Raw genomic sequence first — 17245 nt, forward strand, 5'->3', positions numbered from 1 at the left:
ATGGACAATGAAGCTTTAATAGATTCTTTTTCAGATTTTAAATATGAAAAAAATATAGATAGAGTAAGTCTTATGGCCATTTTAGAAGAATCTATCCGTTGTGTCTTACGAAAAAAATATGAATCATCAAAAAATTACGATATTATTGTAAATCCAGATCAAGGTGATTTAGAAATATGGAGAAATCGTGTAGTTGTAAAGGATGGAAAAATAAAAGATCTAAATAAAGAAATAGAACTATCTGTAGCTAGAAAAATAGAACCAGATTTTGAAATTGGAGAAGAAGTTACAGAAAAAGTAGAATTACAATCTTTAGGACGAAGGGCCATTTTATCTCTAAAACAAAATTTACTCTCTAAAATTAACGAATATGATAACACAAATACTTATAAAAAATTTAAAAATAAAATAGGTGAAATTATTAATGTAGAAGTTTATCATATTTTGCCAAAACAAATCATTATGAGAGATGATGAACAAAACGAAATGGTTTTACCTAAACAAGAACAAATTCCAAGTGATTTTTTTAGAAAAGGAGATCCAGTTAGAGCCTTAGTTAAACGAGTTGATTGGAAAGATCATAAACCTTTTGCTATTCTTACCAGAAAAGACGAATCTTTTTTAGAAGAACTTTTTAAATTAGAAATACCAGAGGTTTCTGATGGATTAATTACCGTAAAAAAAGTGGCACGTATTCCAGGAGAAAAAGCAAAAGTCGCTGTAGAATCTTATGATGATCGTATAGATCCAGTTGGAGCTTGTGTGGGGATGAAAGGTTCTAGAATTCATCCTATTGTTAGAGAATTAAAAAATGAAAATATAGACGTTATTAATTATACCTCTAATACACAATTATATATCACAAGATCTTTAAGTCCTGCTAAAGTTTCCATGATGGAAGTAAATGAAGAACATAAGTATGTCAATGTATATGTAAAAATTGAAGAAATATCGAAAGCAATAGGAAAAGGGGGTCAAAATATAAAATTAGCTAGTCAATTAACTGGATATAAAATTCACATATTCAGAGATTTTCCTTATGAAGATGATGTAGAATTAACAGAATTTTCTGATGAAATTGAATCAGAAGTTTTGGAAAAATTTCATAAAGCAGGGTTAAATACTGCAAAATCTGTCTTAAACTATAGCAAGAATGATCTAAAAAAACGGACGAATCTTGAAGAAAAAATTATAAATAAAGTATTCACTATCTTGAAAAAAGAATTTGAAGAAGAATTAAATATAAACACATAATTTTTTTTCTTTTTAATATTTTTGTTCTTAATACATTTTATATTTTGATATGACTGATAAAATCAGGTTAAAAACAGTATTAACCAAATTTAATATTTCCTTACAAAGAGTAATTAGTTTTTTACATAAAAAAGGAATAAAAATAGAAGACAACCCTAATGCAAAAATAGAAGAAAAAGTATATAAGTCTCTTCTTCGAGAATTTCAAACTTCCAAAGAAATACGAGATGCATCTGAAAAAGTTTTTTTGCAAAAAAGAATGGAAAAAGAAAAAATAAAAGAAGAATTATTAAAATCAAAACACATTCAAAATGATCAAATTATACGTGCTAAATCAGAAAAATTAATTGAATTCAAAAAAATAGGAAAAATAGATATTGATACATCATTAAAATATGGAAATCAAGAAGAAAAAAAAAATAATTCACATCAACATAATAAAGACAAGAAAATAGAATACGGATTTAAAAATAATAATAACAACAAACCTGAACATATTGATACTATATATCAAAAATTAGATGGAGTTATGTTAACAGGAGATAGAATAGATCTATCTCAATTTGAGAAGAAAAAAACAAAATCAGAAATTAAAAAGAAACGAAAGAGAATTCAAAAAGAAATTTTCATTGAAGAAATGAAAAATATTCCTACAAGAAAAAAACAAAATAAAGAAAAAGAAAAAAAATCTTCCTTTCCGCAGAAGAATAAATACTCGAATGAAAAAAAAATAGATAAGCCTAAAAATAAAAAAAATCTACAAAAATCGGTAATTACTGATGAACAAATCAAAAAACAAATTAAAGAAACTTTGGAAAAGTTATCTTCCAAAGGAAGAAAATCAAGAGCATCAAAAATTAGAAAAGAAAAACGTCAATCCAAAAAAGAAAAAAAACTTCTGAAAAATGAAATAGAAAATAAAAAAGAGGAAAAAATTCTGAAACTAGCTGAATTTACTACAGTGAATGAATTGGCTTCTATGATGAAAGTTAATGCTAATGATGTGATTGTATCTTGTATGTCTTTAGGAATTATGGTGACAATGAATCAAAGATTAGATGCAGAGATATTAACTTTAGTTGCAGATGAGTTTGGTTTTAATGTAAAATTTGTTGGACTAGATTTAGAAGAAGCCATTCAAGATGATAAAGATTTAGAAAAAGATTTAGAACCTAGACCTCCTATTATCACTGTAATGGGACATGTAGACCATGGAAAAACGTCTTTATTAGATTATGTTAGAAATACTAATGTCATTGCAGGTGAAGCCGGCGGTATTACTCAACATATAGCCGCTTATAGTGTAGAATGTTCCAATCATCAAAGTATTACTTTTTTAGATACTCCAGGTCATGAAGCTTTTACTGCTATGCGTGCAAGAGGAGCACAAATAACAGATATTGCAATTATAGTTATAGCGGCTGATGATCAGGTTATGCCACAAACTAAAGAAGCAATCAGTCATGCTCAAGCGGCTAATGTTCCTATTATTTTTGTTTTCAATAAAATGGATAAACCTAATGCAAATTCTGATAAAATTAGGGAACAACTAGCTAATTTAAACTTTTTAGTAAAAGAATGGGGAGGAAAATATCCTACTCAAGAAATATCAGCAAAATTAGGAACTGGAATAGATCAATTATTAGAAAAAGTTCTTTTAGTTTCTAAATCTTTAAATTTAAAAGCCAATCCAAATAAACTTTCTATAGGAACAGTTATAGAAGCTTCCTTGGATAAAGGAAGAGGATATATTACAACTTTGCTTTTACAAGGAGGAACATTAAGGGTTGGAGATTATGTTTTAGCAGGAAGTCATCATGGAAAAGTAAAAAGTATTTTAGATGAACGAGGGAAATCTATTTCCTCATCAGGGCCATCTAAACCTATTACGATATTAGGATTAAATGGAGCTCCTACTGCTGGAGACAAGTTTAAAGTGTTTCAAGATGAAAAAGAAGCGAAACAGCTAGCTTCTAGAAGAGAACAATTACAAAGAGAACAAAATATACGATCTCAAAAACATCTTACATTGGATGAAATAGGAAGACGTATAGCATTAGGAGATTTTAAAGAATTGAAAATTATTATTAAAGGAGATGTAGATGGATCAGTTGAAGCTATTGCGGATGCTCTTCAAAAATTATCTACGAATACTATTATGGTTAATATTATTTATAAAGGAGTTGGTCAAATTACAGAGTCTGATGTTTTATTAGCAAGTGCTTCAGATGGCATTATTATAGGATTTAATGTTCGTCCTAATATTGGAGCCAAAAATATAGCAAAAAAAGAAAATATAGAAATACGAACTTATTCGATCATATACGATGTAACCAATGATATTCAGGAAGCGATGGATGGAATGTTGTCTCCAGAAATCAGAGAAAAAATATTGGGAAATGCTGAAATTAGAGAAATATTTAAAATTCCAAAAACAGGAACTATAGCCGGATGTATGGTTATAGAAGGAAAATTATTCCGTCAAGCAAAAGTTAGATTGATTAGAGAAGGAATTGTTATTCATAATGGAGAATTTACTTCTCTTAAACGTTTTAAGGAAGATGTAAAAGAAGTTTCAAAAGGATATGAATGTGGATTAGGAATCAAAAATTATCATAATTTAAGATCTGGAGATATGATAGAAGTTTATGAAGAATTATATGAATCCAAAAAAAATTAAAAAAAATCAATGTATAGAACACATAATTGTGGAGAATTGAGTCAAAAAGATATTGGAAAAAAAATAATATTATCTGGATGGATTCAAAAAATAAGAGATTTAGGATCTTTATTTTTCATAGATATTAGAGATTATTTCGGAATTACACAATTAATAATTTCTAAAAAATCCGTAAAAAAAAATTTTTTTTTAGGAAAAGAATTTTTAATTAAAGTAAAAGGAAAAGTAGTAGAAAGATTATCTAAAAACTATAATATTCCTACAGGAGAAATAGAAATTCTAGTATCTCATATAGATTTATTAAACTCATCTTTATCTCCTCCTTTTACTATAGAAAATCAAACAGATGGAAATGAAGAGATGAGAATGATTTATAGATATCTTGATATTAGAAGGAATCCTATTAAAAATAATTTGATTGTTCGTCATAATTTAGCTTTGGAAACACGTAATTTTCTTTCTAAAAATGGATTTCTAGAAATAGAAACTCCTGTATTGATAAATGATACTCCAGAAGGAGCTAGAAGTTTTGTCGTTCCTTCTAGAACACATATAGATAAATTTTATGCATTAGCTCAATCTCCACAATTATTTAAACAATTGTTAATGATAGGAGGAATAGATAAATATTTCCAAATTGTAAAATGCTTTAGAGATGAAGATTCTCGTTCTGACAGACAAATAGAATTTACACAAATAGATTGTGAAATGTCTTTCGTAGAAGTTCATGATGTATTAGTATTTTTTGAACATTTTATCAAACATATATTCAAAAAAATAAAAAATATTCAATTAGATCCTTTTCCTTGTATTTCTCATTCTGATGCTATTAAAATATATGGAACGGATTCTCCTGACATTCGTTTTGGTATGCCTATTATAGAACTGAACGATTTAGTTCAAAGAAAAAATATTAATTTTTTGAAAACACAAGAATTGGTAATAGGAATTAAAATTAAAAAATGTCATCACCTACATGATAAAATGAGTTTTTTTTTCAAAAAAATAGAAAATCCAAATTTTTTTTGGATAAAATATTTATATGATCAAACCTTACTTTCTTCCCATTCAAATTTTTTGAATGAGGAAATTTTAAAAATTTTTGTCAAATTTTTTGAAGCTATTCCTGGTGATTTATTATTTGTTTCTTACGGAAAAGAAAAAAAAACTAGAGAAGAACTTGGAAAAATACGAATAAAAATCGCCGATATTTTGAATTTAAAAAATTCTAAAAAATTTACTCCTTTGTGGATTAAAGATTTACCTATTTTAGAATGGGAAGAAAAATATAAAAAATATAAATCTGTACATCATCCGTTTACTAGTCCAAAAGAAGAAGATCTTCATTTCTTGGAAAAAGACCCAAAAAACGTTCGTTCTAAATCTTATGATTTGATTATAAATGGAATAGAAATTGGGAGTGGATCTATACGGATTCACAATAAACACATACAAAATTTAATTTTTAAACATTTAGGATTCTCTAAAAAAGAAATAGAATCTAGATTCGGTTTTTTTATGAAAGCTTTTGAATATAGTGTTCCTCCTCATGGAGGAATAGCTTTCGGTTTAGATAGATTAGTTAATCTTTTAGAAGGAAATCAAAATATAAAAGACTTCATTGCTTTTCCAAAAAATAATTATGGAAAAGATATAATGATTAATGCTCCATCTTTTTTAGAAAAAGAAAAATTAAAAGAATTACATTTTCGTTAAATGATTTTGATATCGTAAACAAGACTGTTTATATACAGAAATTGCTTCTTTTTTGTCTTTCCAATTTCCTATTTTCACTTTTTTGTTTTCTAAATCTTTATATACCAAAAAAAAGTGTTCTATCTCTTTTTTAGTGTGCAAAGCGATTTCGTCAATATTATTGATAATATTATAATTAGGATCTGAAACAGGAACACAAATAATCTTTTCATCTTCTCCTTTTTCATCTATCATGAAAAAAATTCCTATAGGTTTTACTTGTATTAAACAACCTGGTATTGTTGGTTCTGTTAAAAAAACTAACACATCTAATGGATCTCCATCCATAGAAAGAGTTTTTGGAATAAAACCATAATCTGTTGGATAACTCATAGGAGAATATAATACTCTATCTAATCGAATTAGATTATTTGTTTTATCAAATTCATATTTATTTCTACTTCCTTTTGGAATTTCGATAAGTGCATCAAAACTGACTTTCATATTATATTTTTGTATAACAATTAAATTCTTCTAAATATAAAGCGACTTTTTTAGCAAAACATCCACCTAATACCCCATCTATGACACGATGATCATAAGAATGAGATAAATAAATTTTGTGTCTTATTCCTATTAAATCTCCTTTTGGTGTTTCTATTATAGACAATTTTTTTTGAATTACCCCTATCGCCAAAATAGCAACCTGCGGTTGATGTATAATTGGTGTACCAAAAAGATTTCCAAAGCTTCCAATATTGCTAATTGTATAAGTTCCACCTTGAATTTCTTCAGGTTTCAATTGATTAGATTTCGCTCTTTTTATTAAATCATTAATAATTTTTATTAATCCTATTAAATTATAAGAATCAGCATTTTTAATTACAGGAACAATTAAATTACCATTGGGTAAAGCAGTAGCTAATCCTATATGGATATTTTTCTTTTTGATTATACTTGTTCCATTTACGGAAATATTTATCATGGGAAGATCTTTTATAGCTTTGACCACGCATTCCACAAAAATGGACATTAAAGTTAACTTTTCTCCTGTATTTTTTTGAAAAGTGTCCTTTATTTTTTCTCTCCATTTTACTATATTAGTAACATCTGCTTCAACAAAAGAAGTAACATGTGCGGAAATATTTTTACTTCTGATCATGTGTTCTGCAGTAATTCTACGCATTCTATCCATTTCTACTATTTTTTCATTTTGATTCTTATTTATACTTTGAATACTATTATATCTATTATATTTAGGAATTACAATATTATTTTTTTTAATACGGATATATTTTAATATATCTTTCTTCGTCACACGCTCCTTTTCTCCAGTTCCTTCTATCGTTTCCAATTCATAGAAACTAATCCCTTCTCTTTGAGCTATTGTGCGTACAAGAGGAGAGTAAAAACGTTTTTTTCTTTTTTCTATTATTGGAATATCCTCTAAAAATTTTTCTTCCGTTTCTAAAATAGCAATAAAATTTCCTACTTTAGCAACTTCATTAGGAGCAAATAGTTTCTTTTTTAAAATACCATTTACGGGAGAAGATATTTCAGAATTTACTTTATCTGTAGCTATCTCTACCAAAAGGTCTTCTTTTTTTACAAAATCCCCCTCTTTTTTTAACCAACGAATGATAGTAGCCTCAGCTATACTTTCACCCATGGCTGGAAGGGGCAAATTATACTCGGCCATCTAAATTAATCGTTTTATATTTGCAGATATTAATCAGATTTCACAATCTTAAAAAACTTATCAAACAAAATCAAAAATAATAAATTCATTTTAAAAAATGAAAATTCCTTCTTTAAATCAAATCAGAAAAGCGGATCAATATTGTATTGATTCCGAATCAATTTCTTCTGCCCAATTAATAGAAAGAGCAGCAAAAGGTTGTTTCAATTGGATCATTCATAATAAATCTTTCAAAATTAGAAAACATCCATTTATAGTATTAGTAGGAAATGGAAAGAATGGAGGAGATGGACTTTCTTTATCTTACATGTTACATTTATACGGAGCCATTGTTTTTGTATATGGAATTAATATTTCTAATCATTTTTCAAATGAGTTTTTAATTAATAAAAAAAAAATCTTACAGAAAAAAATCAATTTTAAAATGATTAATGAAGGAGAAAAATTCCCAGTTTTAAATGAGGAAAATTATCTTATTGATGCTATTTTTGGTACAGGATTCAATCGTACAATGAATCAATATTGGAAATTTTTTTTTCATTATATCAACGAAAAAAAATTTAAAGAAGTTATATCTATAGATATTCCATCTGGACTTTTTATGGAAAAAAGTCATGAAAATTTTGAAGGAATAATTAAAGCCACTCATACTTTAACTTTTCAAGTTCCAAAATTATCTTTTCTATTACCCAATTATGCGGATTATGTTGGAAAATGGCATTTGATAAATATTGGATGGAAAGAGGATTGTATTCGTAAAATACAAACTACAAATTTTTATATAGATGATGAATCTATTCATGCTATATATAAAAAAAAAATAAGAAAAAAATTTACACATAAAGGAAATTATGGACATGGAATCATTATAGGCGGAAGTTTTGGTATGATCGGATCTGTTGTTCTTTCCGCTACTGCTAGTTTTCGTACTGGAATAGGAAAATTAAGTGTATATGTTCCTTCCTGTGGATATCAAATTATACAAAATACACTTCCAGAAGCTATTGTAAATACAGATGTAGAAAAACATTATATCAGTAATATAGTTCTTTCTAATAATGATAAGATCAATGCAATAGGAATAGGAATAGGAATGGGGGCTCATTTTAAAACGGTGTATGCTCTAGAATCTTTTTTATTAAAAATAAAAAATAAAAAAATACCAATGGTAATTGATGCGGATGCTATAAATATATTGTCACATCAACTTCTATTGGAGCTTCTTCCAAAAGAAACCATTCTTACTCCACATCCAAAAGAATTTCAAAGATTATTATGTAGATCATGGAAAAATGATTATGAAAAATTACATTTTTTAAAAGAAATGTCTAAGAAACATAAAATTTTTATTGTGTTAAAAGGAGCACATTCCGTTATTTCAACACCAAATGGAAATCTGTATTTTAATAGTACAGGAAATCCAGGGATGTCAACATCTGGAAGTGGAGATGTTCTTACTGGAATGATAATGAGTTTTTTATCTCAAGGGTATTCTCCAAAAGAATCATGCATCATGGGTGTTTATTTACACGGATTAGCCGGAGATATTGCCTCAAAAAAATTAAGCGAAGAAGCTATCATTGCGAATGATATTATTCATCATATAGGGGAAGCTTATCTAAAAATTAAAATTTAAATTTATTCATCCAATTTTTTTTTGTAATCTGATCATAGATATTATATGTAATGGTATATAATAAAATTATAGTTGTTGTCAATAAACTAATTTTGGAAAGAAAATCTCCATGTTTAATGTAAAAAGTTTTCTTTTTATTGAGATATATTTTATCATATAAAAATCCTTCTTTTCCATAAGGAATATATGATATGATTTCTCCTGTTTCGTTAATAAAACAAGAAATCCCTGTATTTGCAGACCTGGCTACACATTTTCGATTTTCAATTGCTCTAATACGAGCATAATACATATGTTGTTTATGTCCTTGTGAGACGCCCCACCATCCATCATTAGTAATAATAACCATGAGTTCCACATTTTCTTTTCTAAAAAAATTAGAAACATATTCTCCAAAAACAGATTCATAACAAATAATAGGAGCTATTTTGATTCCTAAATAAGGATATTGAAAAACAGAAGGATGATTTTCTTTTCCCAGTTCCATAACTGTACCTCCAAAATTAAGTAATATATTTCCTAATATAGGTGAAAAAATTTTTTTATAAGGAAAAGTTTCTACTGCTGGTACTAGTTTAGATTTATGATGAAATTCAATATTTTCATTAGTTCCTATTTGAATCACAGAATTAAAGATGTCTATCCATTGCATCTCTTTTTTTTTTTTTGAAAAAATAGGAACGGAAATTTCATTTTTATCTTTATTATTATGATGTAAAGTGATTAATTCTACTCCTGTTATAAACACTGTGTTTGGAGATTTTTTTTTTAAGTAATCTTTGAATACAGAAATGATTTTATTGCTACTGATATTTTTGATTTGTATTTTGTTTGGAAACATAGTTTCAGGAGCTATGATAATCATAGATTCTTTAGATATTTTTTGATCTATTAATCTTTTTAATTTTGAAACTAATTTATTTGTTGAAATGGAATATTTTTGATTATATGGATCTATGTTAGGCTGCAAAATTAATACATTTGCAGTACGTTCATACTGATTCCCTTTATATTTTACGTATATAAAATTTGAAATCAAAATCATAAAAAAAATTATTCCTATATTAAAAAATATTTTCTTATATAATGAGAATATATCTTTCTCATTTTGATACTTAATAATAGATTCTGTCAATCCAATATTGACTATCCATATCCATATAGATCCTCCTAAAATTCCTGTATATTCATACCATTGTATCCATTCTGTCCGATTAGCAAACCCATTCCCCAAATTGAGCCATGGCCAAGATAATTCCCATTCTAAATGCATTTTTTCAAATGAAATCCATAAACAAACCAAAAATACATATCCTATTCTTTTATCTTTTACATGTCTTTTAATCCATGAATAAAAAGAAAAAATAATTGACATAAAAAAAGAATTAAAAAATACAGGAATTAAATAAGCTTCTATAGCAAAAGTTCCATTAGTTCTTTTTGCATAAGATAACCACTGTGTAGAAATAGCATTCCATGTTAAAAAAGTAATAAAAGAAAATAATAAAATATAAAATAAAGAATGATTCAAATAATTCTCTACATATAATAAAGGAATAAAAGCGATAAATAAATATAAGGGACATCCATCAGTAGGCCATCCTAATCCCAACAAAATTCCAGAAAATACACTATATATAAAAAATTCAATTTTTTTTATGTTGTGTAAAATTTTAACTTATTGTTAATCAGTGGAGCTGGCGGGATTCGAACCCGCGTCCAAACAAGTAGTATAAAAGATTTCTACATATTTATCCAAAAATTTTTATATTTTTTTATCCAAGTTTTGGATCTTGAATAAAAACTTAAAATTCAAAATTTAATTTCAGAAAACTTAAGAATCATCTGTTTTCTTATCCTTAATACTTTTGAGTACCTCTATATCAGAAATTATAAGGAAAAATTTCTGAGAGATATTTTGCTTCTGCTTTTTCTGCAGACTAAGCTATAACGTTTTTAACAACATTAAGCAGCAAAAGCGTATTCTTTTTCGCCATTTATATATTTTGTAACGCTTGATTTTCGTGTAATACCTTACGTGACACGATATGCTTTCTTCTATAACTGATCTTGCTGTCAAATCCAAAATCAGCCCCATTTATTATTACAATCAATTAATTTGAAATCATTATTGAAAATATTAAAAAATTATCAGATCAAACTGGTTTGATCTGATGCATCTATTCTTATAAAGATAAATAATAAAACCGTAAAAGACCAAAGAGATGATCCTCCATAACTAAAAAAAGGTAAAACAATTCCTATTGTAGGAAAAAGCCCCATAACCATCCCTAAATTAATAATAAGATGAATAAAGAGAATATTTCCAACTGAATACCCAAAAATTCTTCCAAAAATATTTTTTTGCCTTTCAGATAGAAAATAAATACGACTAATAAATAATAAATAAAATATAATCAAAATTATACTTCCTATAAAACCCCATTCTTCTCCTACTGTACAAAAAATATAATCAGTATGTTGTTCAGGAACAAATTTTCCTTTTGTAACAGTTCCTTTTTGATATCCCTTTCCAAAAAATTTTCCAGAACCAATAGCTGTTTTAGAATATAATAAATTATATCCTACATTATCTCTATATTTTCTGTCAAATTCATTTTGAAATAAAATATTGATTCTATCTTTATGATGTTGTTTAAAAAATTTTTGAAAAACAAATGGAGAAAGAAAAGAAAAAACTGAAAAACTAATAAATAAGAATATATAAAAAAATAAATCTAGAAATGATATATTTTTTTTCAAAAAAAAGAAAAAAATAAAACTAATAAATAAAAGTAAAATGACGATCCAAGGCGATAAGTTTATCGAAACTACAAACAATAAAATATAAAATAAGAAATAAAGTATAAAAGAAATAGATAGCCCTTCTCTATATAAAGTAAGAAGAAAAGAAGAAAAAACGATAGAAGAACCAGGATCCGGTTGTAACAATATCAAAAAAGAAGGTAACACTAATATAATAGATATATGTAATAATGCTTTATTATTATTCTCTATATTTTCCTGACTCATAATATGAGCGATCATCAAAGATGTTGATATTTTAGCTAATTCAGATGGTTGAAAACTAATAGATCCAAAAACATACCAAGATTTTGACCCATTTACATTTTTTCCAAAAAAAAATACTCCAATTAAAAGAAATAACGTAAACAAAAAGAAAAATGGAGTTATGTGCTTATAATGAATAGGTTTAAATAAAAAAATAATAAATATGAAAAAAAAACTTAGTAATATCCATATTAATTGTTTTTCTGCTTTTTCTGGAGATACGGAATATAAATTCATACATCCAAAAAATATCATAATCATATAAATGACAACAATTCTCCAATCTATATTTCTTAACAATATTTTATTTCTTTTTACCAATAGAATTTTTTGTGTAAAAATTATTGAACTTTTTCATTCTTGCTATTGAACTATATGTTTTTTGTAGTCCTGATGTCATTATTTTTTTTTCAAGATTTTTTCTATTCACATTATTTTTGATATACTTTTCTGCAATAAGACTAGCAATAGGCCCAGCCCAACGAGATCCAAATCCTCCATTTTCTATAATAACAGAAATAGCAATTTTAGGATCTTCTACGGGAGCAAATAATATAAAAATAGAATGATCGGGTAAAGAAACTATTTTATGATTCACTTTAATAAAATTTTGAGAAGTTCCTGTTTTTCCAGCCATTCTAATATCAGATGATTTGAAACTTTTTCCAGTCCCAATAATAAAAACTTTTTCCATTCCATTAATAATAAAATCAAAATATTTACTTTTAACTTTAGTATGTTTAGCTACAGTATAATTAGGATTAGATATTGGTTGATGATTAATTCGTTTTACTATATGTGGAGTATAAAAAAAACCCCGATTTGCTATGGCACAAACCATATTAGCTAACTGCATAGGAGTTACATTGATTTCCCCTTGCCCAATACTATTAGAAATGATCGTAATGGCATTCCATTTTGTTATTCCGTATTTTTTATTATAATAATCTCCAGAAGGAATGACCCCTTTTTCTCCTGTAGCTAAATCATTATATAAATAATTTCCAAAACCAAAACTTTTTATGATATCACACCATTCATTCACTCCTTTTGTCAAATCTTTGGGATATTTTTCTATAACACGTTTATAAACTTGTGCAAAATAATTATTACAAGAAACAGCTACAGCCGTTTCTACCCCTATAGGAAATCCATGAAATCCAGAATGACAATGAATTCTTTTCTTTCCATATTTGAATCCCTTATAGCATATAAAAGTAGTATTGGGGTCTACAACTCCCATTTGAAGACCTGCTAACTCAGTTAGTAATTTAAATGGAGAAGCTGGTGGATAACGAGCTTGTGTAGTTCGATCAAATAAAGGGTTATCTATCGTATCTTTCATTAATTTTTGAAATTCTTTAGAACGATTCACTCCTACAAACAAATTAGGATTATTAATGGGACTAGAAACCAAGGATAAAATTTCTCCATTTTTAGGATTGATAGCGACTATTCCTCCTTTTTTTTGATACATAAGCTGTTCTGCATAACTTTGTAAATTCCAATCTATCGTTAAAGAAATATCATCCCCACTTACAGCTTTTACATTATTTTTACTATTGTTATATCCTCCTATAATACATCCTTTTCTATCTCTTAACCAATATTTTAACCCTTTTTTTCCTCTCAAAACTTTTTCATAAGATTTTTCTACCCCAGCCCAACCAATAAAATCTCCTATTTGATAATAATTAGATTCCTTTTTAATATCTTTTTGAGTCACTTCTCCTATATATCCTAAAACATTAGCTGAACTTTCTACTTTATAATCCCTAAGAGAACGTTTTGTCCAATCAAATCCTTTATACTTATAAAGTTTTTCTTGTATATTGGCAAATTTTTCTTTAGAAATGAAAGGTAAAAAAACAGATGGTAAATATTTAGAATAAGCTTTTGCTTTTTCTAAATTTTTAGAAAAAGTATTTTTCTCAATTCCTACAAGATTACAAAATTCCATAATATTAAAATGTTCATCTATAAGAATAGGAATGACTATTAATTCGTAAATAGATTTGTTAAAAACCAAAAGATTTTCGTTTCTGTCAAAAATAGAACCTCTTTCAGGAATAATAATCTCTTGTTTAATAGAAGTATTAAATGCATTCAAAATATACTTTTCCGTATATATTTGTATATAAAATAGCCTAACTATAAAAATTATACCGAAAAAACTTAACAAAACGTAAAAATTATATAATTTTTTCAATGTTTAATTTTTCTGAAAAAAAAATATATAATACATAAAATAGTTGTAAAAATACTGCTCAATATTGTTCTAAATAAAACAATTCTGTTAAAAATAGTACCTTTCAATATTTCTAATATTAATAAAGAAAAATGATGTATAACAACTAAAGAAAATATATAAAGCATTTTCCTAATCAAAGGCAATTCATAAATTGAAAAATCATTTCTATTTATAAAATTTTTTCCATCAAAAAAATGGAGAATTTTTAGTCTTAAAAAAGCAGATAAAGTAGAAGAAAAAGCATGAAAACCTCCAGAATTCATACAATGATCTATCACCCATCCTATTAAAAATGATAAAAATAAAAATACAAATTTATTTTTATTGTATGGATATACTAGTATAAAAAGAACATATATATAAGAATAGCATCTTAAAAAGAAAAATAAGGGATTTAATATTGATATTTGAATTAAACAAAGAAAAAAAATATAAAAGACAGAAATAATAAAATTTTTAATTAAATTCATTATTTATTTTCAACTTTATAAAGTTGAACATCATTCCATTCTTCTTTTAATAAATTTTTTACAACATAAGCATTTTCTATCGAAGAAAAATTAGCCATGAGTTTCACTTTTATAATATAATTTGCATGTTCTTCATCCAATTTATAGGAATGGACTCTTCCAATAGGAATTCCTTCAGGAAAAGTAGCTGATTTTCCATCTGTTTCTACTATATCTCCTTTATGGATAGTGGAATGTCTGGGTATATCATATAAACCTACATATTCATAATCTACTCCATCCCAACTCAGAGTTCCAAAATATTTATTTTTCTTTAGTCTGGCATTAACTTTAATTTTCTGATTTAAAAGAGAAATCGCTATACTAAAATGTGGAGAAGTTTTTATAATAATCCCTGCAATTCCATTATATAATATAATCCCCATATCTGGTTTTATTCCATCTACACTTCCTTTGTTGATAGTTATATAATTTTCCTGTTCATGAATACTGTTATTTATAATTTGTACTGGAGTAAAAGTATATTGTTGTAAATAATTAATATCCTCTTTTTTAAAATCCTTAGATATTTTTCTTATTTTAGAAAATATTTGAGCATTATGTAATCTTTTATTTTCATTTAAAAGTTTTTTATTTTCAATTTCTAATAAAAAATAATTTCGAAGTTTATGTATGGTTTCATAAATTTTTCCAATCATAAAATTGGAAGAACCATCATAAATATATTGTTGAAATTTTGAATTTGAAAAAGAAAGAAAAATAGCAGCGGATTCTAGTAAAAAAAAGAAAATAAAAAAACGCCATTTCAAAAAAAAATTAAAAAATTCACGCATAAAATTAATCTATCAACCCTATTTCATTAAAAATGTAAATTTATCAATATTTTTTAGTGCCACTCCTGTTCCTTTTACTACAGCTCTCAAAGGGTCCTCCACTAAAGAAACAGAAAGACCTGTTTTATTGGATATCCTTCGATCTAACCCTCTGAGAAGAGAACCTCCACCTGCCATGTATATTCCTGTTTTATAAATATCTGCTGCAAGTTCCGGTGGAGTTCTAGAAAGGGTTTCCATTACGGCATCCTCAATTCGTAAAATTGATTTATCTAGAGCTGGAATTGTTTCTTTATAAGAAAGATTCATTTCTTTAGGTTTTCCTGTAGGAAGATCTCTTCCCTGTATATGAATATCATCTGGAGGGTTTTCTATGGATTCCATAGCCGCTCCTATATCTATTTTTATTTTTTCTGCAGTTCTTTCTCCAATATACAGATTATATTTAGAACGAAGAAAATAGGATATATCATTTGTAAAAACATCTCCAGCTATTTTTATAGATTTTTGACATACTATACCTCCTAAAGCTATCACTCCACATTCTGTTGTTCCACCTCCTATATCAATGATCATATTTCCTTCTGCTTTAGTTACAGAAATTCCTGAACCAATAGCAGCTGCCATAGGTTCTTCAATAAGATAAACTTCTTTAGCATTAAGATGTTGAGCTGAGTCTTTTACTGCTCTTTTTTCTACTTCTGTTATTCCAGATGGAATGCAAATGACCATCGTTAATGATGGAGTAAAAAATTTGTTATTAACACCTGGAACTTTTTTTATGAACTCTTTGATCATTAATTCGGCCACTTGATAATCTGCAATGACCCCATCTTTCAATGGTTTGTATATTTTAATATTTTCATGTGTTTTTCCCTGCATTTGTTTAGCCTCCTCTCCTACGGCTAATACTTTTTTTGTTCTCACATCTATAGCTATTATTGAAGGTAAATCAACTATAACTTTGTTATTATGCATGATCAGTGTGTTTGCTGTTCCTAAATCTATAGCTATTTCTTGAGTAAAAAGATTCTTCATAAAATCAACGACTAAACCCATTAATATTTATTTATGAAAATATCTACCTAATTTAAATAAAAATACAGTTTTTCAGTATATTGAATAAATATGTTAATAATTTTTTCTTTTGAAAGAACATGATGTCTTTTTGTTACAAGGAAGTAACAAAGAAAATAAAAAAAAATATTTGGACCAATCTTTAATTTTGATATCGGACGAACTTGGAAAAGTTATTAAAATTTCATCATATTTTGAAAGTGAAGCATGGAATATGAAAAATTATTCTATTTTTTATAATAGAGCTATACACATAAAAACAAATTATTCTCCTATTGATCTTTTAAAAAAGATTTTGAATATAGAATTTTTTATAGGAAGAAGAAAAAATTCTTGTCAAGGAGAGTATCAAAACCGAGAAATCGATATAGATATTTTATTTTATGATCATATCATGATTTATAGTTTTATTTTGAAAATTCCACATCCATTATTACATTTACGAAGATTTGTTTTAGAACCTATGTGTGAAATTGCTCCAAATCAAAATCATCCAATGTTTAATTTAACTATCCTAGAAATTTTAGGATTATGTATAGATAAATTATATGTAAAAAAAATTTCAAAATAAATTTTCT

13 protein-coding genes and 1 other RNA gene are annotated in these 17245 nt (G+C 26.5%); 5 read left to right on the forward strand and 9 right to left on the reverse strand.

Annotated elements, in window-relative coordinates; translation table 11 throughout:
* Genes nusA through aspS form a run of 3 tightly spaced genes read left to right on the forward strand, consistent with a single transcriptional unit; the run spans position 1 to position 5650 of the window.
* Positions 1-1254 carry a transcription termination factor NusA gene (gene nusA / locus BPAA_RS00005; RefSeq protein ID WP_015429627.1) on the forward strand — a complete coding sequence of 418 codons (1254 nt, stop codon included), beginning with the start codon at positions 1-3 and terminating at the stop codon, positions 1252-1254.
* A 49-nt stretch (positions 1255-1303) separates the two neighbouring features.
* A complete protein-coding gene (gene infB, locus BPAA_RS00010; protein ID WP_015429628.1) occupies positions 1304-3934 on the forward strand; it encodes a translation initiation factor IF-2 in 2631 nt (876 codons plus the stop codon).
* Between the two features lie 9 nt (positions 3935-3943).
* Positions 3944-5650 (forward strand): aspartate--tRNA ligase, encoded by a 1707-nt coding sequence (aspS, locus tag BPAA_RS00015; RefSeq protein ID WP_015429629.1) that lies wholly within the window; start codon positions 3944-3946, stop codon positions 5648-5650.
* Here aspS and BPAA_RS00020 read toward each other — a convergent pair.
* Positions 5636-6133, reverse strand: a complete 498-nt coding sequence (locus BPAA_RS00020) for an inorganic diphosphatase (RefSeq protein ID WP_015429630.1) — start codon at positions 6131-6133, stop codon at positions 5636-5638. The genes aspS and BPAA_RS00020 overlap by 15 nt on opposite strands.
* A gap of 1 nt (position 6134) precedes the next feature.
* Positions 6135-7328, reverse strand: coding sequence for a dihydrolipoamide acetyltransferase family protein (locus tag BPAA_RS00025; RefSeq protein ID WP_015429631.1), 1194 nt, complete (start codon positions 7326-7328; stop codon positions 6135-6137).
* 97 nt (positions 7329-7425) lie between these two features.
* Here BPAA_RS00025 and BPAA_RS00030 point away from each other — a divergent pair, with 97 nt between their 5' ends.
* Positions 7426-8964: an NAD(P)H-hydrate dehydratase gene (locus tag BPAA_RS00030; RefSeq protein WP_015429632.1), complete on the forward strand. Its 1539-nt coding sequence runs from the start codon at positions 7426-7428 to the stop codon at positions 8962-8964.
* On the opposite strand, the gene lnt is transcribed toward BPAA_RS00030, so the two are convergent.
* The 7 genes from lnt to BPAA_RS00060 form a co-directional block, all read right to left on the reverse strand.
* A complete protein-coding gene (gene lnt, locus BPAA_RS00035) occupies positions 8954-10579 on the reverse strand; it encodes an apolipoprotein N-acyltransferase (protein ID WP_015429633.1) in 1626 nt (541 codons plus the stop codon). The two genes, BPAA_RS00030 and lnt, sit on opposite strands and share 11 nt — an antisense overlap.
* Before the next feature lie 74 nt (positions 10580-10653).
* Positions 10654-11060: a transfer-messenger RNA gene (gene ssrA, locus BPAA_RS03105) on the reverse strand.
* Between the two features lie 55 nt (positions 11061-11115).
* Positions 11116-12357 (reverse strand): rod shape-determining protein RodA, encoded by a 1242-nt coding sequence (rodA, locus tag BPAA_RS00040; RefSeq protein ID WP_015429634.1) that lies wholly within the window; start codon positions 12355-12357, stop codon positions 11116-11118.
* On the reverse strand, positions 12341-14245 hold the full coding sequence (mrdA, locus tag BPAA_RS00045; RefSeq protein WP_023469888.1) for a penicillin-binding protein 2: 1905 nt from the start codon (positions 14243-14245) through the stop codon (positions 12341-12343). Before mrdA ends, rodA begins: the two co-directional genes overlap by 17 nt.
* On the reverse strand, positions 14242-14550 hold the full coding sequence (locus BPAA_RS03160) for a hypothetical protein (protein ID WP_231840109.1): 309 nt from the start codon (positions 14548-14550) through the stop codon (positions 14242-14244). The genes mrdA and BPAA_RS03160 overlap by 4 nt, the downstream gene beginning before the upstream one ends.
* A 206-nt stretch (positions 14551-14756) precedes the next feature.
* Positions 14757-15566, reverse strand: a complete 810-nt coding sequence (gene mreC / locus BPAA_RS00055) for a rod shape-determining protein MreC (protein ID WP_231840110.1) — start codon at positions 15564-15566, stop codon at positions 14757-14759.
* A 42-nt stretch (positions 15567-15608) separates the two neighbouring features.
* Positions 15609-16649: a rod shape-determining protein gene (locus BPAA_RS00060; protein WP_015429638.1), complete on the reverse strand. Its 1041-nt coding sequence runs from the start codon at positions 16647-16649 to the stop codon at positions 15609-15611.
* 88 nt (positions 16650-16737) lie between these two features.
* Between BPAA_RS00060 and folK the strand changes: the two genes are divergently transcribed.
* The gene (gene folK, locus BPAA_RS00065; protein ID WP_015429639.1) at positions 16738-17238 is read left to right on the forward strand and encodes a 2-amino-4-hydroxy-6-hydroxymethyldihydropteridine diphosphokinase; all 501 of its coding nucleotides are present in this window, start codon (positions 16738-16740) and stop codon (positions 17236-17238) included.
* Positions 17239-17245: the final 7 nt, after the last annotated feature.

The organism is Blattabacterium cuenoti BPAA (assembly GCF_000348805.1).
Lineage (GTDB): Bacteria > Bacteroidota > Bacteroidia > Flavobacteriales > Blattabacteriaceae > Blattabacterium > Blattabacterium cuenoti_B.

Excerpts from the sequence above, each read along its gene's own strand:
- nusA (WP_015429627.1), top strand. The coding sequence starts at position 1 with ATGGACAATGAAGCTTTAATAGATTCTTTTTCAGATTTTAAATATGAA.
- infB (WP_015429628.1), top strand. The coding sequence starts at position 1,304 with ATGACTGATAAAATCAGGTTAAAAACAGTATTAACCAAATTTAATATT.
- aspS (WP_015429629.1), top strand. The coding sequence starts at position 3,944 with ATGTATAGAACACATAATTGTGGAGAATTGAGTCAAAAAGATATTGGA.
- BPAA_RS00020 (WP_015429630.1), bottom strand. The coding sequence starts at position 6,133 with ATGAAAGTCAGTTTTGATGCACTTATCGAAATTCCAAAAGGAAGTAGA.
- BPAA_RS00025 (WP_015429631.1), bottom strand. The coding sequence starts at position 7,328 with ATGGCCGAGTATAATTTGCCCCTTCCAGCCATGGGTGAAAGTATAGCT.
- BPAA_RS00030 (WP_015429632.1), top strand. The coding sequence starts at position 7,426 with ATGAAAATTCCTTCTTTAAATCAAATCAGAAAAGCGGATCAATATTGT.
- BPAA_RS03160 (WP_231840109.1), bottom strand. The coding sequence starts at position 14,550 with ATGAATTCTGGAGGTTTTCATGCTTTTTCTTCTACTTTATCTGCTTTT.
- BPAA_RS00060 (WP_015429638.1), bottom strand. The coding sequence starts at position 16,649 with ATGGGTTTAGTCGTTGATTTTATGAAGAATCTTTTTACTCAAGAAATA.